Origin of the sequence: Pseudomonas sp. MEJ086 (genome assembly GCF_030209025.1) — a bacterium.
Taxonomy (GTDB): domain Bacteria; phylum Pseudomonadota; class Gammaproteobacteria; order Pseudomonadales; family Pseudomonadaceae; genus Aquipseudomonas; species Aquipseudomonas fulva_A.
Window position 1 is genome coordinate 249,349 of sequence record NZ_JARVSV010000026.1, and the last position, 20,659, is coordinate 270,007.

Genomic DNA, 20,659 nt, shown 5'->3' on the forward strand with positions numbered 1-20,659 from the left:
TCACTCATTCAGTGGTGGCGGCGCGCCATTGTGCAGGAAAAACCTTTTTCTTCAAAAGGACGGTCAAGTTTAGTCACAAAAAATGCAAATGAGTCAATATTGACTCATTTGCATTATCAGCTGATCATTCGCGCCTTTCGAGAACTAACTAATGAGGGGCATCGCCCCAGGTGAAGCATGAGCAGGATTCGCGAACGTTGCGTTTTTTCGGCGATAACCCTTTTGGTGGCGATCAGCCTCGCCGGCTGTGACAAAGGCGAGCAAGGCTGGGGCGAAGCGCCTCCCCGCGAAGTCGATGTACTGACCGTCAAGACCGAGCCCTTCACCGTGGTCGCCGAGTTGCCAGGCCGTATCGAGCCCGTGCGCGTCGCCGAAGTGCGCGCCCGGGTCGCCGGTATCGTACTCAAGCGCACCTTCGAGGAAGGCGCCGACGTCAAGGCAGGCGACCTGCTGTTCCAGATCGACCCTGCCCCGTTCAAGGCGGCGCTGTCCCGGGCCGAGGGCGAACTGGCCCGCGCCGAAGCGCAGCTGTTCCAGGCTCAAGCCACCGTCAAACGCTACGAGCCGCTGGTCAAGATAGACGCGGTCAGTCAGCAGGACTTCGATGTCGCCCGTGCGGCCCTGCAAAGCGCCCAGGCTGACAAACGCTCGGCTCAGGCCAATGTGGAAACCGCCAAGCTGGACGTGGGTTATGCCCAGGTGCGTGCGCCCATCGCCGGCCGTATCGGTCGTGCGCAGGTCACCGAGGGCGCGCTGGTCGGTCAGGGCGAAACCACCCTGCTCGCACGCATCCAGCAACTCGACCCGGTGTACGCCGACTTCACCCAGCCAGCCGCCGACGCCTTGCGCCTGCGCGCCGCCATCGCCGACGGCAAGGTGTCCGGTGACGGCGACAAGACGCTGTCGCTGCGCGTCGACGGCACCGATATCGAGAGCAAAGGCACCCTGCTGTTCACCGATATCTCGGTGGACCGCAGTACAGGCCAGATCGCCCTGCGCGGACGCTTCGACAACCCGAATGGCGTGTTGCTGCCGGGCATGTACGTGCGCGTGCGCACGCCGCAGGGCCTCGATCAGGACGCCATCCTGGTACCGCAACGCGCCGTGCAACGCGCTGCGGACGGCAAGGCCAGCGTGATGCTGCTCGGCGCCGAGAACACCGTGGAAGTGCGACCGGTCACCACCGGCGCCATGCAAGGCGCGCGCTGGCAGATCACCGAAGGCCTGAAAGCCGGCGACCAGATCATCACCAGCTCCCTGGCGGCAATCCGACCGGGCGCCAAAGTCGTACCGCGCCAGCCAGGCGCTGAAGCGCAGAACGACACCACTCCCCAGGCGCAATAAGCCGGAGCAACGACATGTCCTTGTTTTTCATCCGGCGCCCCAATTTTGCCTGGGTAGTCGCCTTGTTCATCACCATGGGTGGCTTGCTGGCCATCCCCTTTCTGCCGGTGGCGCAATACCCCAACGTGGCGCCGCCACAGATCACCGTCACCGCGACCTACCCGGGCGCTTCGGCACAGGTGCTGACCGACTCGGTCACCAGCGTGATCGAAGAAGAGCTCAACGGTGCGAAGAACCTGCTGTACTTCGAGTCCACCAGCAACGCCAACGGTATCGCTGAAATCACCGTGACCTTCCAGCCCGGGACCAATCCCGAGCTGGCCCAGGTCGACGTGCAGAACCGCTTGAAACGTGCCGAGGCGCGTATGCCTCAAGCGGTTCTTACCCTGGGCATCCAGACCGAGCAGGCCACTGCCGGCTTTCTGCTGATCTACGCGCTGAGTTACAAGGACGGCAGCGCCAACGACGACACCACGGCGCTGGCCGACTATGCGGCGCGCAACATCAACAACGAGATTCGCCGTGTGCCGGGCGTCGGCAAGCTGCAGTTCTTCGCCTCCGAAGCCGCCATGCGCGTGTGGATCGACCCGCAGAAACTGGTCGGGTACGGCCTGTCGATCGACGACGTCAACAACGCCATTCGCGCCCAGAACGTACAGGTACCGGCGGGCGCCTTCGGCAGCACGCCGGGTACGGCGGAGCAGGAGCTGACCGCGACCCTGGCGGTCAAGGGCACTCTGGATAATCCGGAAGAGTTCGCCGCCATCGTGCTGCGCGCCAACCAGGACGGCTCGCGCCTGACCCTGGGCGATGTCGCACGCATCGAAATCGGCAGCCAGGATTACAACTTCGGCTCACGCCAGGACGGTAAGCCGGCGGTTGCCGCCGCCGTGCAGCTGGCGCCGGGCGCCAACGCCATCCAGACGGCCGAAGCGGTCAAGCAGCGTCTCACCGAGCTGTCGGCCAACTTCCCGGACAACGTGCAATTCTCCACGCCCTACGACACCTCGCGGTTCGTCGACGTGGCCATCGACAAGGTCATCATGACCCTGATCGAAGCCATGGTGCTGGTGTTCCTGGTGATGTTCCTGTTCCTGCAGAACGTGCGTTACACCCTGATTCCGGGGATCGTGGTGCCGGTGTGCCTGCTCGGTACGCTGACCTTCATGTACCTGCTCGGCTTCTCGGTGAACATGATGACCATGTTCGGCATGGTGCTGGCCATCGGCATTCTGGTGGACGATGCCATCGTGGTGGTGGAAAACGTCGAGCGGATCATGGCCGAAGAAGGCCTGGAGCCCCTGCCGGCGACCATCAAGGCCATGGGCCAGGTCTCCGGAGCGATCATCGGCATCACTCTGGTGCTGTCGGCGGTGTTCCTGCCGCTGGCGTTCATGGCCGGCTCGGTGGGCGTGATCTACCAGCAGTTCTCGCTGTCGCTGGCGGTGTCGATCCTGTTCTCGGGTTTCCTCGCCCTGACCTTCACCCCGGCCCTGTGCGCCACCCTGCTCAAACCGATTCCCCAGGGTCATCACGAAAAGACCGGCTTCTTCGGCTGGTTCAACCGCAAGTTCACCGGGCTGACGGGCCGCTACACGAAGCTCAACAGCAAGCTGGTGCCGCGCGCCGGGCGCTTCATGCTCGTGTATCTGGGCATCGTGATTCTGATGGGTTTCTTCTACCTGCGCCTGCCGGAATCCTTCGTGCCGGTAGAAGACCAGGGCTACATGATCGTCGACATCCAGCTGCCGCCGGGGGCCACCCGCGAGCGTACCTCGACGACCGCCAAGGAACTGGAAGAATTCCTCGCCACCCGCGAGGCCGTGGCTACTTCGTTCGTGGTGCTGGGCTTCAGCTTCTCGGGCATGGGTGAAAACGCCGCCATCGCCTTCCCGCTGCTCAAGGACTGGTCCGAACGAAACGACGAGCAATCCGTGCAAGCCGAGACCGCTGCGGTCAACGGGCGCTTCGCCAACCTCGACGACGGCGCCATGATGGCCGTTCCACCGCCACCTATCGAAGGGCTGGGCAACTCGGGTGGTTTCTCCCTGCGCCTGCAGGACCGCGCCGGCCTTGGCCGTGAAGCGCTGCTCGCAGCGCGTGACGAAGTGCTGGGCAAGGTCAACGGCAATCCGCTGTTCCTCTACGGGATGATGGAAGGCCTGCCCGAAGCGCCGCAATTGCGTCTGGTCATCGACCGCGATCAGGCACGTGCCCAGGGCGTCAGCTTCGAGTCGATCAGCAGTGCGCTGTCCACCGCGTTCGGCTCATCGGTGATCAACGATTTCGCCAACGCCGGCCGCCAGCAACGCGTCGTCGTGCAGGCCGAGCAAGGCGCACGGATGACACCGGACAGCGTGCTCAAGCTGCACGTACCGAACGACAGCGGCAGCCTGGTGCCACTGAGCGCCTTCGTGACCACCCAGTGGGAAGAAGGCCCGACCCAGGTGGCCCGTTACAACGGCTACCCGTCGATCCGCATTTCCGGCGACGCCGCCCCAGGCGTCAGCACCGGCGAGGCCATGGCCGAGCTGGAGCGCATCGCCGGTGAACTGCCGGAGGGCATCGGCTACGAATGGACGGGCCTGTCCTACCAGGAGAAGGTCGCCAGCGGTCAGGCGGTGATGCTCTTCGCCCTGGCCATCGTGGTGGTGTTCCTGCTGCTGGTCGCCCTCTACGAGAGCTGGGCGATTCCGCTGACGGTGATGCTCATCGTGCCGGTCGGCGCCCTCGGCGCGGTACTTGCGGTGACGGCCATCGGCCTGCCCAACGACGTGTACTTCAAGGTCGGCCTGATCACCGTGATCGGCCTGGCGGCGAAGAACGCCATCCTCATCGTCGAGTTCGCCAAGGATCTGTGGGAAGACGGTTATTCCCTGCGCGATGCCGCCATCGAAGCCGCACGCCTGCGCTTCCGGCCGATCATCATGACCTCCATGGCCTTCATGCTCGGCGTGGTCCCCCTGGTGATCGCGAGCGGCGCTGGCGCTGCCAGCCAGCGCGCCATCGGCACCGGGGTACTTGGCGGCATGTTCAGCGCAACCTTGCTCGGGGTGATCTTCGTGCCGATCTTCTTCGTCTGGCTGCTTTCGCTGCTGCGTACCAAGCCGAAGCAGACCGACAATCACCCCCTGCATAAAGCGGAGTAATGCCATGACTTCCCACATCATGCTGCGCCCCGCCCTGCTGGCCCTGGCCATCACCCTCGGCGGCTGCTCCCTGGCCCCTCATTACGAGCGTCCTGATGCACCGGTCGCCGAGCAATGGAGGGCCGCCAGCACGGCCGGCACCCGCGCCGACGCGCTGGACTGGCAGACCTTCATCGTCGATGCCGACCTGCGCCGCGCGGTGGACACCGCCCTGAGCAACAACCGCAGCCTGCGCCAGGCGCTGCTGGATATCGAAGCGGCGCGCGCCCAGTACCGTATCCAGCGCGCCGATCGCCTGCCGTCGATCAACGCCAACGCCACCGGTAACCGCCAACGGCTGCCGGCCGATCAGTCGCAGACCGGACGCTCCGAGGTGACGAGCGTCTATCAGGTTGGCCTGGGCCTGGCAGAGTACGAAGTCGACCTGTTCGGCCGCGTGCGCAACCTTTCCGAGGCGGCACTGGAAACCTACCTGGCCACCGAGGAAGCGACCCGCGCCACGCAGATCAGCCTGATCGCCGAAGTGATCCAGGCCTACCTGACCCGCGACGGCGCATTGCGCCGCATCGCGCTGGTCGAGCAGACGCTGGACAGCCGCCTGGCCTCGCTGGATCTGGTCAGCAGGCGTCGCGAGGCCGGCACCGCCACGGCGCTGGACTACCAGGAAGCGGTCGGCTTGGCCGAACAGGCCAAGGCCGAGCGCGAGAGTACCGAGCGTCAGTTGCGCCAGGCGGACAACGCCCTGGTGCTGCTGCTCGGCACCCCGGACGTGGAGCGCCTGCTGCCCGCCAAACCGCGCGACAACCTGATGGTGCTGCAGGACATCGCCCCAGGTACCACCTCGGCGCTGATCGAGCGGCGCCCGGACATTCTGGCCAGCGAACACCGCCTCAAGGCACGCAACGCCGATATCGGTGCTGCCCGTGCGGCGTTCTTCCCGCGCATCACCCTGACCGGTTCGGTAGGCAGTTCCAGCACCGAGCTGTCGGGGCTGTTCGATGGCGGCTCGCGGGCCTGGAGCTTCGCGCCAAGCCTGTCGCTGCCGATCTTCGCCGGTGGCCGCAACCGTGCCAATCTGGACCTCGCCGAAGTCCGCCAGGACGCTGCGGTGGCTGAATACGAAGGCACCATCCAGACCGCCTTCAGGGAAGTCGCCGACGCCCTCGCCGCCACCGACACGCTACGCCGCGAGGAAGCCGCGCGGCGTGCACTGGCCGACTCCAGCCGGGCTGCGGAAACCCTGGCCGAGGCGCGCTACAGAGGCGGTGTGGACGACCACCTGCGCTACCTCGACGCGCAACGCAGCAGCTTCACCGACCAGACCACCCTGATCCAGATCAGCACCGAGCGACAACTCGCCCTGGCCGACCTGTTCAGGACCCTGGGCGGTGGCTGGGCGGGCGATGGCGTGGCACGCGCGGATGCCCCGGCACCCGTGGTGCGCTGAGAAAAAGGGCGTGTTGGCAAACACCACACGCCCTTGTGCATCACCTCAGCAGCAGCCCGTTTCGGTCAGACCCGGAAGCCCGCCACCAGGCCATTGAGGCTAACGGCGAGACGGGACAGTTCCTGACTGGCCGCGCTGGTCTGGTTGGCACCCGCGGAGGTTTGCAGGGACAGATCACGAATGTTCACCAGGTTACGGTCCACCTCGCGGGCCACCTGCGCCTGCTGCTCCGAAGCGCTGGCGATGACCAGGTTGCGCTCGTTGATCGAGCCGATGGCCTGCACGATGCCGTCCAGCGCCTGACCGGCCGATTGCGCCAGGGACAGGGTCGACTCGGTACGCAGGGTGCTGCTTTCCATCGCTTTGACCGCGTGCTCGGTACCCTGCTGGACGGTCTCGATCATCTGCTCGATTTCCCGGGTCGACTGCTGGGTACGATGCGCCAGCGCCCGCACCTCATCGGCTACCACCGCGAAGCCACGGCCCTGTTCGCCGGCCCTGGCGGCTTCGATGGCTGCGTTCAGGGCCAACAGGTTGGTCTGCTCGGCGATCGCGCGGATCACGTTGACCACCTGGCTGATGTTGCGCACGTTGCCAGCGAGCTTGCCGACCTCGTCGGAGGTCGAGGTGACGTCCTGGGCCAGCAAGTGAATCGAATCGACGGTCTGCCGCACCTGATCCTGCCCCCGGCGTGCGTTGCTGTCCGAATCGCGGGAGGCCTCGGAGGTGCTCACCGCGTTCTGCGCCACCTCTTCCACCGCAGCGGTCATCTGGTTGACCGCAGTGGCGGCCTGTTCGATTTCGTTGTTCTGCTGATGCAGGCCGCGGGTCGAATCCTCGGTCACCGCGTGCAGCTCTTCGGAGGCGGATGCCAGTTGGTTCGAGGAGTCGGCAATCTGCTGGAGAGTCCCGCGCAGGCTGCGCTGCATGACGGCCAGCGCCTGCAACAACTGGGCAGGTTCATCGCGTCCATCGTCGCTGAACGCGAGGGTGAGATCGCCCGCGGCAATGGTTTGCGCAACGCCAACCGCCTTGCTCAGCGGCCTGACGATACTGCGGGTGAGCAACACGGCCAGGAAGATGGTCAGCAACGTGGCGACCAGCATCACCGACACCACGATGGTGTTACCACTGCCATATACGTTTTCGCTCTCGGCCGATGCCTGGTTGGCGCCCTGGCGGTTGAATTCGGTCAGTTGCTGCAACTCGCGGACGATGGTGTCGCCCTCTACGGCCATCACTCCGGTGATCACTGCCTTGGCCTGCTCACCTTGCCCGCTACGTAGCAGATCGACCACCTCGACCTGATGTTTCATGTAACGCTCCTTGATGGCGACCAGGCGCTGATACAACTCACGTTCGGCCTCGGAATCCACCAATGCCGCGTAGCGCGTCTGCGCACGCTCCAGGTCGGCCTTGGCTGCATCGATGAAGGCCAGGGCGTCGCGCCTCGCCTGCTCGTCGTCGAGGACGTACAAACGCAGGGTCAGGGCCCTGACCCGCAGCGTCGCCGTGCTCAATTCGTTCAACGCCAATGTCGCGGGAAACCACTTCGACTCGATGGCATCGGACATGCTGTCCATGCGCTTCATCTGCCCCAGGGTAGTAACCCCCAGAACCACCACGAGAATCGCCAGCGCGGCGAAAGACAGACCCGCGCGCAAACCGATTTTCACATTCCTGAACGACATCTCACCTGCTCCTGGATCACTAAAAATTCTGCTCAGGCACACGTCGCCGGGCCTGTAGGGCATATCAATTACGTGCAGTGGGAGCCTGCTCGTGCGGTCATCTCAAGGCGATGACGCAAGGCTCCTCGAGGCCATCGATCAGCGCCTTCGGCCGGGCGAAGAGAAACCCTTGCACCCACTGCGCATCGCACTCCTGGGCGATCGCCAGGTCTTCGACCGTCTCGATGCCCTCGACCACGACGTGGGCGGCCAGGGTGCTGCACAGGCCGATCAGGTGCTTCAGGGTCTTGACGTGCAGGGATGACTGCCGAGCACGGCGGATGTAGCCCTGATCGATCTTGATCAGATCGGGCTGCCCTTGCTGAATGAAGGTGAGGGTCGCGAAGCCGGACCCGAAGTCATCGATCGCCACGTGGCAGCCGGTGCGTCTCAATTGATGGACGAATTCGATTGCCCTTTCATGGCTGGGCTGCGCCGAACTTTCGGTGATCTCGATGACCAACCGTCGCGCCAGGTCGGCATCGTCCGCGAGCTGCTGCAGCACGCGTTCCCAGTGCGGGTCCAGCCTGGTGCTCTGCGCCGATATGTTGCAGCCCAGGGTCATGCGCGGGTGGCGCTGTAGCAGTGCGATCACGCGGCTGACCACGCAGCGATCGAGCTGCCTGATGGACTGCAGGCGCTCCAGAACGGCGAACGGGTTGAAACCAAGCGGTTCACCCGTGCTGCGCAGCAACCCCTCGTGATAGAGCACGCGCTGCGCATTCGCGGGTGACACCACGGGCTGAAACGCGAGGTGAAAGAGGCCCTGCCGCAACTGCCCGTAAAAATGACGGGCTCGAGCTTCATCGGTGGACGCAACGGCAGCGACGGCGGCAGGCGTCTGCGCCTGATGGATCATTGGGCTACCCGAAAATAGTTCTGCATTGCACGACATTCCATATGCTGCCCCTGCGCACCTCGTCGCTCGCTCGATGCATGCCCCGCTATAAAGCGGCGGCCCGTGACGTCGAACCTGGCATGGACCAGAAAACCCAGGATCGAGATGACGCGCCGCCACACCGATACGGCGCTTGTGCCAGCTCGGGTGTGCAACGTGTTCACGAAACGCTTTATTGGTTTTATGGATCGAGGATGGAGATCTACACCGACTGACGACCGTGGCGCGGTCATATCGGCTTGTCGCAAAAAGACAGAGATAGGCTGGAGGGGTGTTTATAAGCACGCTTATGTTTACATCGCCGCACAGACTCGAATAGTGTTGCCGCGCACCTGTTTCTTGTCCGCACGCCCCTTCCGGCAGCCTTTATCCGATCACTCACAGCCGCCCGCGACTCAGGAAAACCGATGTACACGATGACGAGCACCTGTTTTCAGGTGATGGCCAAGACCCTGCTCGAACAAGGCATCGATCCGAGCACGCTGGATCACGAGTTGGTCGCTGCGCTGAGCCGCGGTGCGCCGATCAGGCTGGAACAGGTCTATGGCCTGTTTTCCCAGGCGACCGAGCAGGCGAACAATCCGGATATCGGCCTCGCCACCTACGCCCACGCTCACCCGAGCATTCTGGGCGCGCAGTGCTATTCGATCATGTCCAGCCCGACGCTGGGCAACGCGCTCAAGTTGCTGGCGGACTTCCACCCGCTGACCAGCAATGGCTCGCACATCCTTCTCGAACAACGACAAGGCACACTGAAGCTGATCGGCCTGGAAGTCGGCACCGCCCCCGTACCAGCCCCTCGCGCGTTCATCGATGCAGGCGCCGCATTGACCCTTGGCCTGATCCACTGGCTCACGCCTCACGAAAAGCCCATGCCGCTGGCTGCCGAGTTCACCTACCCGCAACCCGAGAGCACCATACGACTGCAGCAACTGTTCGGCGACAACCTGCGCTTCTCGGCGCCGCACAACAGCCTGACGTTCCGCGAGGAAATCGGTGCCTTCACCCTGCCAACGGCCGATGAGGCCCTGCATGTCCTGCATCAGGAATATGCCCAGGCGCGTCTCGACGACGTGGTCAATGGCTCCATCGCCGCCCGCGTGGTAAGGCTGCTGGTGGAGCAGCTCACCCAGGGACTCAACCCCAGCCTGAGCGAAATCGCCGATGCCCTGAGCGTGAGCAAACGCAGCCTGCAGCACGCCCTGGAGCGTGAGACGGTGAGTTTCACCCAGTTACAGGAAGAGTCACGCCTGAAGCTGGCGCACAATTTTCTGCGCAACTCCAACCGCAGCCTGAAGTACATCTCTGCCACCCTGGGCTTCCGCGACCAGAGCAGCTTCCACAAGGCGAGCATGCGCTGGTTCGGCATGCCGCCGAGCCAGTACCGAAATCGTCAGGAAGAGTGCTGAGCAGGGACGCTGCCCAGCACCTTGGACCGACTCAGAACGCCTTTTCCAACTCGATCACCAGAGCACGATAGCCCACGTTGCCGGGCTGGCGGCTGGTGACGCGGTATTCGGCCAATACATCCTGAGTGCCGTACTTCACTTCGCTGAGCACCGGACGGGTGAGTTTCTCCTTGGTGAGATAGCTCACCGAAGCCGAGTAGATCAGTTGCGTGTCCGTGTCGGCGCGGTACTCCACCACCGAGGTGATCGGGCTGTACCAGTCGTCACCGCGCGCCTTGCCATACTCCCAGACCTGCTCGACGGTGCCCCTGGTTTCATCGATGCGGTATTCCACCGCGCGGCTGTAGTTGCCTTCCAGGCGCGTCGGAGCGAAGTCGCGGCCCCAGCCATTGTCGAACACGGTCAGCGTGCCTTTGCCGCTGAGCCACGCCGTGTGCTGGGTCCACGACCAGTCGAAACCGTCGACGTAGCGCCCCTGTTCATCCCGCGCCAGCGGCTCGCCGCGGGCATCCACGGGCGTCAGCACCTTGCCCTGCAACTCGGCACGCCAGCCCTGGGGAGCGGCGAGGATCCACTTCACCTGCTTGTCGCGGCCGATCTTCACCACGCCCTGATGACGCGCCGAAACGATAATGCCGTCGTCCACCGGGTCATGGGCGATGGAGTTGACGTGGGCCCAGTTGCGCCCGATACCGACCCCCGGCACATCGCCGAATGGCAGGTTGTCGCCTTCCAGAGCCTCGTTGTCGGCGAGGCTGTCGCCCTTGCTCGCCCCCTCCGGCAGGAACACCGCCGCCTTGCCGAGGGTATGCAGGAGTTCGGCACGATAAGGGTCGAGGATGCGCCCCAGATCCCAGAACTCCACCACCTCACCGGACTCGTCGAGCTCGATGATCTGGTCGCGCACCGAGCGCACCTGTTTGCCATCGTCGCGCCGGTAGTCGCTGCTACCGACGCGCAGCAGGTAGGTGCCTTTACCGGTCTGGCGAATCTCGTGGGAGAAGTCGGCGAACTTGCCCGGCAAGCGACGTTCCCACACCGGCCGCCCCAACAGGTCGTGCTTGAAATAACGCTGCCCCTGGCCCCAGATAAGCTTGCCATCGGCGGTCTGCTGGAAGCCCATGCTGGCGCCCAGGCCATCGACGCGGGTCGAGTCGTGCAGACGCTCGATGTCCAGGTACCAGCGCACCTCGCCCCTGCTGTCGGTGATCCAGTTGATGCCCACCGAATCCCATTCGGCGGCGCCACCCTGGGCATTCCATTTCAACTGACGGTTGCTGCCGGCGACATCCGTCAGCAGATGGTTGAACAGGTACAGACGCTTCTTCAGGGACGCATCGACCTTGACCGGTTCGACCAGGGGCAAGGCGCCTTCCTGCGCGGCGATGGCCGGCAGGCGCACGGCTGGCGCATAGACGCTGTAACGCTCGCGGACGCGCTCGCCTCTCAAAGTGTAGGCCACCTCCACTTCATTGCGGTGATCCGGGTACAGACCGAACACCGGGATACCGCCGTGGGTCCACAGCGCCTTGTCGCTCACCGGGTAATCGATATCGATACCCTGCTCGCCACGGCCCAACACTCGCACACGGGCATTACTGAGGGTCTGCCCGCCGTCGCGGATCAGCGCGGTCAGCGGCGCGATGCCATAGGGGTTGAGGACGATGGCGCCAAGACGACTGACTGTGGTGTCGGGGATGCCAGCCGTCAGGCAGGCGCCCTCGGGAATGCCGTCCTCGGCCTGGTTATCGCCGGATTGCTGGTGGTTGCTCATAGGGGCTCCAGAGAATGCGGGACGACGCAACGGCGTCGCCCACCATGGGTGTCATTGGGAAATGTGGAAAGCGCTCAGGGCTGGCGGCTCGACCGCCGTCTCGCTGCGCGGCGTGCCGGCCGGGACCCAGTCGTAGGGGACGGGGGTGGCGCGGTACGACCAGTTGCTGGAGGCCTTGGACCCGAACAACGGGCCCACATACGGGCTGACGTACTCCCAGACGATTTCACCTGCCGGGGTGACCTGGAAGAAACGCCCGAACATGCCTTCTGCGATCAAGGTGTTGCCGTTGGGCAAGCGCCGCGCGCTGCTGATGAAGGAACTGTGAAAGGCCCACAGCGGTTGGTTGGAGTCGGCCGCGCTGTATTGCCAGACGATCTGCTTGCTGATCGGGTCGATCTCGACGACACGCGACCCGGTGGCTACCGTGGCAGCGACGGGTGGATAGCCGGAGCCACCCTGGTTGTCGAACACCAGAATGTTGCCGGCACCCGGCAGCCCCTTGGCGATCAGGTTGGCATCATGCAGCCCTGCCAACTGATCCACCGGACGCGGCACCTTGGTACTGCGTGGGTCCAGCTTCGGGTAGTTCGGGCCCAGACTCCATACCACCTTGCCGGTCTGCTTGTCGATGATGGCGATGAAGTTGGCTTCCCGGGAATCGATGATCAGGTTGTCAGGATGAAAGCGCCTGTCGCCAGCGTCGTACCAGCGGTTCGCGCCCAGCACCTTGAGGTTGTTGAGGTGCAGGAAGTCGGCCTGGTCACTGTCACGTACCAACTGCAGTTGCTCATCGGTAAAGCCCAGCTCGGCAAGGTGCTCGGACGCCAGCCAGTGCCATACCACGTCGCCCTGCGCGTCGACTTCATAGATCACATCGTCAATCGACTCATCCAGACGAAAGCCGTCGATCTTGTGGATCTGGTTGGACAGCACCAAGGTGTTGCCATTGGCCAGACGGTGCCAGTCATGGTGCTGCAACGATGCGCCGCCCGGCGCCTTTTGCGACCATTGCCAACGCACTTCGCCATTCCAGCCCAGCACGCTGATACGCTGATTGTTGATGCCGTTGCCAAAGCCACGCGGGTCGTTCTTTTCACGCTCGGCCGTCTGCAGCAGTACCTCGCCAAGGCGCCCGCCATTGTTCGCCGGGTCTATCACTGCGGCGGGGAAACCACGGTAAGGCCACTGCTTGATCAGGTTGCCGTTCATGTCGATCAAGCGCGTCTGCTGGTCCGGCGTGCTGAAGATCACATAGTTGTTCCAGGCCCTGCTCGGGTCGTAGCGCGTGACGCCCGTGGGATAGACGCTGGGCGCCGCTTGTAAGGCGCCAGCCAGAAACAGGCTGACGATGGTCAGTGCGGTAACTCGCATGGGCTGCTCCTCAGAAGTCGTAACGGGCAGTCATGCCCAGGGTGCGCGGGGTACCGAGTACACCGGCGTAACCACCGTTGGCGCTGTTCCACAGGCTGGTGAAATAGGTCTTGTCGCCGGCATTCTTCAGCCACAGGGAAACGTCCCACTGCCCATCGGCCAGGTCGCCGCGCAACCCTGTGGAAAGGTTGATCAGCGCATAGCTGGGGATCTGCCCGTACTCGGAGTCGTCGATGGTGCCCACGGCCCGGGAACGGAACGCATAACTGGCGTTTACATAGGGCTGCAGCCCGTTGCCCAGGTCCCACAGATAGCTGCCGTTGAGGTTGGCGATCCATTTCGAAGCACCCACCACTTGATGGCCGGTGAGATCGCAGGAGGCCGGTGCGCCCGCCTGGAAGGCCACTTCCGGCGCGCAAGGTGCGTTCTCGTAATCGGTGTAGCGCACATCGTTGAACGAGCCATTGGCGTTGAGGGTCAGCCCGCGTAGCGGCTTCCAGGTCGCTTCGGCTTCGACGCCGCGCGAGCGAACCGAGCCGGCATTGGTCAGGTACTGCGTGCGCGTGGATTGGTCATAAGCATTGGCCTGGTAACCGTTGACCTGCGTCCAGAACAGGTTGGCGTTGAACAGCAGGCTGTTGTCGAGCAACGTGCTCTTGAACCCCAGTTCGGCGTTGTTGGCGCGCTCGGTACCGACCAGCAGCGAATCGACCCCTGCCGTAGGCGCTGCACCGACGGTCAGGTTGACCCCGCCGGATTTTTCGCCGTGAGACAGCGACGTGTAGCCGAGCAACTGTGGGTTGAACTGGTAGCTCAGGCTGAGGAGCCCGGAGGGGCTGAAGCTGTGCTGGCTGAGATTGCCCGAGTCATAGGCACCGTAACGCCCCTGACGCTGGGCCGCAGCGGCACCAGTGACCGCGGCACCGCCCTGCGGCGCATCACGGGAAATCCAGGCGTCCTTCTCCTCATAGGTACCGCGAATGCCGGCGGTGAAATCCAGCTTGTCGGTCAGGTGCCAGGTGCCCTGGACAAACAGCGCATAGCTGTCGGTATCGATATGGCCATTGCCGAAACTGTTGACGTTGGCCAGAGCGCCTGCTGCCGTGCCATTCCACACATCGGCCAGTGGCCCGTTCTGGTTGAACGAGCGGTTATCCAGATCCTGCTTGAAATAGTAGGCGCCGAGCACGTAATCGAATGCCCCACCCGTAGGCGATGCCAGGCGAATTTCCTGGGAATACTGCTTGTCACGCACGGCCACGCCGGCATTGATCGATGCCGGAACGTTGAGGCCGTCGTCGTTGCGCGGGGTGAAATCCCACCAGCGGTAAGCGCTGATGGAGGTCAGGGTGAAATCGTTGGGCAGTGTCCAGTTGGCCTCCACCGAAGTGCCGCCCTGGAACACGGTGACCTGTTGATCGGAATCGAAGTTGACCTTGCGATCCTTGCCATACACCTGGGTCGCGCCAGCCGCTGCTGCGCGCTGCTCGTAACGATTGACGCCATTGATGGTGGGGCCGGTGCTGTACAGCGAGAGGATGCCATTGTTGGAATCCTCTTCGTTGTACTCGCCGATCCAGCGCAGGCTGAAGGTTTCGCTGGGCTTGAACAGCAGTTGCCCGCGAAACCCCTGACGAGCACCGCCGTTCAGCGTGTCACCGTTGTGCACGTTGTCGACATAACCATCGTCGCGGGTGCGGTAAGCCGAGAATCGCCCGGCCAGGGTCTCGCTCAACGGCCCGGAAATACTGCCCTTGGTCTGGAAGTAGCCGTCTTCACCGATCGAGGTCTCGATGCTGCGCTCCGGCGTGAAGGTCGGCTTGCGGGTGGTGATGTTGAGCACCCCTGCGGTGGTGTTCTTGCCGAACAGCGTGCCCTGCGGGCCACGCAACACATCGATCTGCTCGACGTCCAGCAGATCGAATACGGCCATGCCTGGTCGGCCCAGGTAGACGTTGTCCAGGTACACGCCAACGCTGCCCTCGAGACCATCGCTGGCCGGGTTGTTACCCAGGCCACGTATGGAAATGCTCGACTGCCTCGCATGCACGTAGGCAACGCTGGTGCTGGGCACCAGTTGCTGGATGTCCTGCACGCGGTAGATGCGCTGATTTTCCAGCGTCTCGCCCCCCAGCACGCTGATTGGAGTCGGCACCGACTGCGCACTTTCTTCGCGGCGCCGGGCATTGACGGTCACCGTGCCCAACGCCGCTCCACCTTGCGCGGCAGGCTGAGGGCCAGGGGCCGGCTCGTCGGCGCGAGCCTGCAGAGCCAAGCTGGCAGAGCCGAGCAACAGCGCGGCAACCAGTGGTTTCAAGGGAATCGATATGACGGCAGCGCGCTCGGGGTAGCTCAGGTTCATGTATTGCTCCTTGATGTCGCGGCGAGCGCTGCCGTATGGCGGAGGCGAATCGGGCGTAGAACGGAATTTTAATATTCGATACGGATCTTTATTTATGCTTACTTCGAAGTTTTCGTAATAAGCGTTTACCTTTATAAAGAGCCACGAGCCGTTGCAGCAATTGCATTCGACCGAATCTTTCCATGTAGAAAATGCATATCGATCTCCGCCAGCTTCGCCACTTCGTCGCCCTTGCCGAGCACCGCAGCTTCGTTGCCGCAGCCGACGCGGTGAGCCTCTCGCAGTCCGCTTTCAGCCGTAGCATCCAGGCACTGGAGCACGCGGCCAGCTTTCAGCTGGTGGATCGGGCCAACAAGCAATTGCGTCCCACCAAGCAGGGCCTGGTGGTGCTCGAGCACGCCAGGCGCCTGCTGCGCGATGCCCACGATCTGAACAACGAAATCAGCCGGTTCAACGACGCGGGCACCGGCGCCCTGCTGTTCGGCTGCGGCCCGGCCCCTGCCGCGCAACTGATTCCGCGAGCGGTGGCGCGCTTCATTGGTGATTACCCCAAGGCGCGGGTGCATTTTCAGGTCGATAACTGGCAGGAGTTGAACAAGCGCCTGGTGGCCGAGGAGATCGAGTTCTTCGTCGCCGACACCCGCCGCTTCGAGGCCGATCCGGATTACCGCATCACCCGCCTGCGCCCCCAGAAATGGCATTTCTGCTGCCGTATCGGCCACCCGCTCACCAGCAAACCCAGCGTCAGTTGCGCGGAGCTGTTCAGTTATCCGCTGGCCACCACCTTTCGCCCGCCGAACATCCGCAAGGTGCTCACCGAATACAGCGGCCGCCGTGACTTCGCGCCCGCCGTGGAATGCGAATACAGCCATGCACTGCTCAACGTGGTGCGCCATTCGGACGCCATCGGCATCGCCAACCCGATCAATCTGCAGGACTACCTGCTCAGCGAAGAACTGCAGATCCTCGAGGTGCATGACCTGCCCTGCCACCTGGAAGAACTCAACACCCGCTATGGCATCGTCAGCCGTGTTGGCCGGGCGCTGTCGCCGCTGGCCCGGGCCATGGTCGAGCAGATAGAGCGCAGCGATGCCGGACTGGCCGACCAGATGGCCGGCATGCCGCTGGCACAGGTCGGGGTCTAGCAGGCCGTTGAAAAACCTAGACGGAGCAGGCAGCGCAAGGCCGATGGTGGTCCCGCAAAAACAGGCGAGAAAGCGGAGCGTACGAGCAGTACATGAGCATTTCGACCGGGCTGGCGCTCCAGGCTGTTTTTAACGCAGCGATGACAACGCAGTTAGTTTTTCAACGGCCTGCCAGCCCCGTGTTGCATGTCGTGCATACAAAGTATTCCCGCTTTGCGTTTGTCAGCGCAGCACGGGCTTCGTGAAATGCCCCTCACGATTTTTCGCCGAGACCGACCCATGAAACGACTGACCTCTCTGCTTTGCAGCGCCCTGCTGGCGCTTACAACCCTCGCCACTCAGGCTGCCGAACAGCCGGCGGTGATCCGCATCGGTGCGCCCGATCAGGGTGCCGGCGACAAGCCCTTCGCCTCTGGCGTGCTCGGCCTGGCGCATATCCGCAAACAGCTGGAAGACGCCTTCGCAGAGGATGGCATCAAGGTCGAATGGCACTTTTTCAAGGGTGCCGGCCCGGCGGTCAACGAAGCCTTCGCCAACCGCCAGCTGGATTTCGCCGGCCTTGGCGATCTGGCAGCGATCATCGGTCGGGCTTCGGGCCTGGATACGCGGCTGATCCTCGGTGGCCGTGGCGCCAATATGTATCTCGCCGCCACGCCCGAATCCGCTATCAAGAGCCTGGAGGATCTCAAGGGCAAGCGCGTTTCGGTATACCGCGGCACGGCGGATCAATTGTCCTTCGCCCGGGTGCTGGCCGCCGCCGGCCTGAAAGAGCGCGACCTGCAAATCGTCAGCCTGGACTGGAGCGCTGCCCGTGCCGCCTTGGCGGGCCGGCAGATCGATGCGGCCTGGTCCGGCATGGGCATTCTGGCGCTGGGCAAACAGGGTATCGAGTTCCCGGTCAGCACCAAGCAGTTGCCGGTTACCGCCACCACCCAGACCGGCGTGATCGCCAGCAATGCCTTCATCGAAAGCTACCCCGAGGCCACCCAGAAGCTGGTCGACGTACTGGTGAGCAATGCCGACTGGATCTCCAGGGCGGAGAATCTGGACGCCTACATCTCCTTGCTCTCGCAACAGAGCGCAGTGCCCGCCGAGCTCTACGCCCGAGAATACCGGGACGATGACCTGGCGTTTCGCGCCTCGCCGCTGCTCGACAGCTTCCTGCGTCACAGCTATCAGGACAGCATCGACAAGGCCAAGACCCTGGGGCTTATCCGCCGCACCTTCGACGTCGAGCAATGGTTCGAGCCACGCTTCGTCGAGCAGGCCATCGCACGGCAGAAATTGCAGGACCGCTGGCAGCGCTACGATGCCTCGGGTGCAGCGGAGTGATGCGCCATGGGCATGGAAGATATGTGGCGAATGCATTGGCCGCACGTCGGCGAGGCACCTTTAATGCAGCCTCTTATTTCCCGAAAGAATTGATATTCACTTACTTATGCAAAAAATAACATTCAGTCATAAGCCTGGTACGGGCGGAGCGCTCCCATGAGCGCATCGCCTCTGTCCATTTCTCAGGTTCAGGGTCCGCGTACGGCTTTCTCCGCCAGCCGCCTGCTGCCCTGGCTGCTGCCGCTGGGCCTGTTTGCGCTCTGGTACCTGGCCAGCCGCTTCGGCTGGATGAGCGAGCAGATCCTGCCGACCCCAGTACTGGTCTGGCAGACCTTGCTGGAGCTGGCTAGAGACGACCTCTGGTTCAACCTTGGCATCAGCCTGCAGCGCCTCGCCTATGGCCTGCTCGGCGGCGTGGCGGCCGGCATCCTGCTGGGCACGCTGCTGGGCAGCAGCGGCCGGGCCGAACGACTGATCTACCCGACCTTCGCCGCACTCGCCCAGGTGCCGACCCTGGCATGGATCCCGCTGTTCATGCTGCTGTTCGGCATCGGCGAAGCGCTCAAGCTGGTGGTGTTGATCAAGGCGGTGATCGTGCCGATCACCGTGCACACGCTGGTCGGTGTGCGTGATGCGCAACCGCGCTTGCGCGAGGCGGCTGCCGTGCTGCGCCTGCCCTGGCACCTGCGCATCACCCGCCTGGTGATTCCCGCAGCCCTGCCCTCGTTCATGGCTGGCCTGCGCCTGGCCCTGGCTACCGGCTGGTCGTCGCTGCTGGCGGTGGAGCTGCTGGCCTCCAGCGAGGGCATCGGCTACCTGATGGTCTGGGGGCGCCAGCTGTTCATGCTGGATATCGTGTTCGTCTGCATTCTGGTCATCGGCCTGTTCGGCATCGTCTTCGACCGCGGTGTGCAATGGCTCGATGCGCGTCTGATCCACTGGCCCCATCCGCCCACCGCCGAGCTGCGCCTGCGCAGTCGTGCCAAGGGCTGGGCGCGCCTGCAGGCCTGGCTGTTGCCGCTGGGGCTGGCTGCCCTGTGGCAGGCTGCGGTAATGGCACGCTGGATAGACGCGAGCATTCTGGTCGCCCCGCTGGATGTGCTGCGCACCACCTGGCAGGGCCTCGTCGACGGCAGCCTGATCCAGGCCATGCTGCAGAGCCTCGGTCGTGCTGTCGGCGGGCTGGTGCTGGGCAGCACCCTTGGCCTGCTCAGCGGGCTGGTACTGGGCTTGTGCCGACCCGCCGAGCGGGTCTTCGGGCCAACCCTGAGCGCTCTGCGGCAGATCGCGATCTTCGCCTGGGTGCCACTGCTCACGGCCTGGTTCGGCCTCGGTGAACTGGCCAAAGTGGTATTCGTCGGCCTGGCTACCTTCTTCCCCTTACTGATCGCCACCCAGCGCGGCGTCGCCAACCTGTCGCCACAACTCGACGAAGCCGCCCGCGCGCTGCGCCTCAACAGCCGCCAGCGTTTGCTGCGTCTGGTTCTGCCGGGTGCCGCCCCGGCGATCTTCGCCGGTCTGAAGCTGGCCCTGATCTTCGCCTGGCTGAGCACCATCGGCGCTGAATACTTCATGCCCTCCAATGGCGGCATCGGCAGCCTGATGATCGGTGCCCAGCAACTATTCCGCATGGATCAGGTAATGGCCGGCATGCTGCTGATCGGCCTTACCGGCGCCCTGCTCAACCATCTCGGACAACTGATCGAAGCGCGCGCCACACGCTGGAGAAACGCATGACCGCCTCAGCCCCAATCGTCAGCTTCGACAAAGTCGGCAAGTTCTTCCCAATCGAAGCCGGCGAACTCGAAGCGATCCGCGAATTCAGCCTGCAAATCCGCGAAGGCGAATCCATCGCCATCCTGGGCTCCAGCGGCTGTGGCAAATCCACCCTGCTGCGCCTGCTGATCGGCCTCGACCGCGAGTTTCGCGGCACCATCCAGATCGATGGCAAGGCAGTCGACGGCATTGGCAGTGAAAGCGCCATCGTCTTTCAGGAGCACCGCCTGTTCCCCTGGTTGAGCGTTGAGCAGAACATCGAACTGGGGCTGGTCAACGAGGGGCTGACCCAGGCCGAGCGTTTCCGTCGGGTCAACGAATTCGTTCAGTTGGTCGGCCTGGATGGTTTCCAGCGCGCCTATCCACACCAGCTCTCCGGCGGCATGGCGCAACGCGTGGCAATTGCCCGCGGCCTGGTATGCAGCCCGCGCATCCTGCTACTCGATGAGCCGTTCGGCGCACTCGACGCGCTGACGCGGCAACAGATGCAGGAAGAACTGCTGACCATCCGTGCTCGCGCGGGCATCACCAGCCTGCTGGTGACCCATGATGTCGAGGAAGCCATCTTTCTTGCCGACCGCGTGGTGGTGATGGAACCGCGACCAGGACGAATCAAACGCATCGTCGATATCGAGCTGCCGCATCCACGCAACCGCAACGGCTACGAGTTCCAGCAACTGCGCGAAGAGCTGCTGTTCCAGCTGACCGGAGATGGCGAATACCGCGCTCCACCGCCACGGGTGGAAGACCTGCCCATGGCGTCCATCGCCTGGTAGCAGTTGAGCAGCGAGAGAGAGGGAAGTCGGCCGCGTGATGAAGGGAGTGGGCTGAAGCGAATCATCGTCGGCCCCACCTGCCGACTTGGCGAGTCACCTCGGGCGCCTGCCCCAAAGGGCGCGGCGACCGAGGTGGTCGATCT

General features: G+C 63.7%; 13 protein-coding genes. 8 read left to right on the plus strand and 5 right to left on the minus strand.

The features are described from left to right. Positions 1 to 177 precede the first annotated feature (177 nt). From QRN22_RS18240 to QRN22_RS18250, 3 genes are read left to right on the plus strand one after another with little or no spacing between them, the layout of a single operon-like run. Positions 178 to 1,344 carry an efflux RND transporter periplasmic adaptor subunit gene (locus QRN22_RS18240; protein WP_042556150.1) on the plus strand — a complete coding sequence of 389 codons (1,167 nt, stop codon included), beginning with the start codon at positions 178 to 180 and terminating at the stop codon, positions 1,342 to 1,344. A 14-nt stretch (positions 1,345 to 1,358) separates the two neighbouring features. Next, positions 1,359 to 4,493 (plus strand): multidrug efflux RND transporter permease subunit, encoded by a 3,135-nt coding sequence (locus QRN22_RS18245; RefSeq protein ID WP_042556151.1) that lies wholly within the window; start codon positions 1,359 to 1,361, stop codon positions 4,491 to 4,493. A gap of 4 nt (positions 4,494 to 4,497) precedes the next feature. Next, entirely contained in the window at positions 4,498 to 5,940 is a 1,443-nt protein-coding gene (locus QRN22_RS18250) for an efflux transporter outer membrane subunit (RefSeq protein ID WP_042556152.1), read from the plus strand. A 65-nt stretch (positions 5,941 to 6,005) separates the two neighbouring features. On the opposite strand, the gene QRN22_RS18255 is transcribed toward QRN22_RS18250, so the two are convergent. Both QRN22_RS18255 and QRN22_RS18260 read right to left on the minus strand, forming a co-directional pair. Next, positions 6,006 to 7,631: a methyl-accepting chemotaxis protein gene (locus QRN22_RS18255; protein WP_042556153.1), complete on the minus strand. Its 1,626-nt coding sequence runs from the start codon at positions 7,629 to 7,631 to the stop codon at positions 6,006 to 6,008. Between the two features lie 97 nt (positions 7,632 to 7,728). Then, entirely contained in the window at positions 7,729 to 8,529 is an 801-nt protein-coding gene (locus tag QRN22_RS18260; RefSeq protein WP_082045894.1) for an EAL domain-containing protein, read from the minus strand. Positions 8,530 to 8,975: 446 nt separating this feature from the next. Here QRN22_RS18260 and QRN22_RS18265 point away from each other — a divergent pair, with 446 nt between their 5' ends. Next, entirely contained in the window at positions 8,976 to 9,977 is a 1,002-nt protein-coding gene (locus QRN22_RS18265; RefSeq protein ID WP_042556154.1) for an AraC family transcriptional regulator, read from the plus strand. A gap of 31 nt (positions 9,978 to 10,008) precedes the next feature. Here QRN22_RS18265 and QRN22_RS18270 read toward each other — a convergent pair whose 3' ends face one another. Genes QRN22_RS18270 through QRN22_RS18280 form a run of 3 tightly spaced genes read right to left on the minus strand, consistent with a single transcriptional unit; the run spans position 10,009 to position 15,487 of the window. Further along, positions 10,009 to 11,751: an aryl-sulfate sulfotransferase gene (locus QRN22_RS18270; RefSeq protein WP_042556155.1), complete on the minus strand. Its 1,743-nt coding sequence runs from the start codon at positions 11,749 to 11,751 to the stop codon at positions 10,009 to 10,011. 51 nt (positions 11,752 to 11,802) lie between these two features. Then, complete coding sequence (locus QRN22_RS18275; RefSeq protein ID WP_042556156.1) at positions 11,803 to 13,125, minus strand: aryl-sulfate sulfotransferase; 1,323 nt, start codon at positions 13,123 to 13,125, stop codon at positions 11,803 to 11,805. A 10-nt stretch (positions 13,126 to 13,135) separates the two neighbouring features. Then, complete coding sequence (locus QRN22_RS18280; protein WP_042556157.1) at positions 13,136 to 15,487, minus strand: TonB-dependent receptor; 2,352 nt, start codon at positions 15,485 to 15,487, stop codon at positions 13,136 to 13,138. A 191-nt stretch (positions 15,488 to 15,678) separates the two neighbouring features. Between QRN22_RS18280 and QRN22_RS18285 the strand changes: the two genes are divergently transcribed. The 4 genes from QRN22_RS18285 (at position 15,679) to QRN22_RS18300 (ending at position 20,516) form a co-directional block, all read left to right on the plus strand. Then, positions 15,679 to 16,632 carry a LysR family transcriptional regulator gene (locus QRN22_RS18285; protein ID WP_042556158.1) on the plus strand — a complete coding sequence of 318 codons (954 nt, stop codon included), beginning with the start codon at positions 15,679 to 15,681 and terminating at the stop codon, positions 16,630 to 16,632. Between the two features lie 279 nt (positions 16,633 to 16,911). Beyond that, positions 16,912 to 17,964: an ABC transporter substrate-binding protein gene (locus tag QRN22_RS18290; protein ID WP_042556159.1), complete on the plus strand. Its 1,053-nt coding sequence runs from the start codon at positions 16,912 to 16,914 to the stop codon at positions 17,962 to 17,964. 156 nt (positions 17,965 to 18,120) lie between these two features. After that, entirely contained in the window at positions 18,121 to 19,701 is a 1,581-nt protein-coding gene (locus tag QRN22_RS18295; protein ID WP_082045895.1) for an ABC transporter permease, read from the plus strand. Next, positions 19,698 to 20,516: an ABC transporter ATP-binding protein gene (locus QRN22_RS18300; protein ID WP_042556160.1), complete on the plus strand. Its 819-nt coding sequence runs from the start codon at positions 19,698 to 19,700 to the stop codon at positions 20,514 to 20,516. The genes QRN22_RS18295 and QRN22_RS18300 overlap by 4 nt, the downstream gene beginning before the upstream one ends. Positions 20,517 to 20,659 lie beyond the last annotated feature (143 nt).

Coding starts and splice junctions, on each gene's coding strand:
- QRN22_RS18240 (WP_042556150.1), top strand. CDS start 178: ATGAGCAGGATTCGCGAACGTTGCGTTTTTTCGGCGATAACCCTTTTG.
- QRN22_RS18245 (WP_042556151.1), top strand. CDS start 1,359: ATGTCCTTGTTTTTCATCCGGCGCCCCAATTTTGCCTGGGTAGTCGCC.
- QRN22_RS18250 (WP_042556152.1), top strand. CDS start 4,498: ATGACTTCCCACATCATGCTGCGCCCCGCCCTGCTGGCCCTGGCCATC.
- QRN22_RS18255 (WP_042556153.1), bottom strand. CDS start 7,631: ATGTCGTTCAGGAATGTGAAAATCGGTTTGCGCGCGGGTCTGTCTTTC.
- QRN22_RS18260 (WP_082045894.1), bottom strand. CDS start 8,529: ATGATCCATCAGGCGCAGACGCCTGCCGCCGTCGCTGCCGTTGCGTCC.
- QRN22_RS18265 (WP_042556154.1), top strand. CDS start 8,976: ATGTACACGATGACGAGCACCTGTTTTCAGGTGATGGCCAAGACCCTG.
- QRN22_RS18270 (WP_042556155.1), bottom strand. CDS start 11,751: ATGAGCAACCACCAGCAATCCGGCGATAACCAGGCCGAGGACGGCATT.
- QRN22_RS18275 (WP_042556156.1), bottom strand. CDS start 13,125: ATGCGAGTTACCGCACTGACCATCGTCAGCCTGTTTCTGGCTGGCGCC.
- QRN22_RS18280 (WP_042556157.1), bottom strand. CDS start 15,487: ATGAACCTGAGCTACCCCGAGCGCGCTGCCGTCATATCGATTCCCTTG.
- QRN22_RS18285 (WP_042556158.1), top strand. CDS start 15,679: ATGCATATCGATCTCCGCCAGCTTCGCCACTTCGTCGCCCTTGCCGAG.
- QRN22_RS18290 (WP_042556159.1), top strand. CDS start 16,912: ATGAAACGACTGACCTCTCTGCTTTGCAGCGCCCTGCTGGCGCTTACA.
- QRN22_RS18295 (WP_082045895.1), top strand. CDS start 18,121: ATGAGCGCATCGCCTCTGTCCATTTCTCAGGTTCAGGGTCCGCGTACG.
- QRN22_RS18300 (WP_042556160.1), top strand. CDS start 19,698: ATGACCGCCTCAGCCCCAATCGTCAGCTTCGACAAAGTCGGCAAGTTC.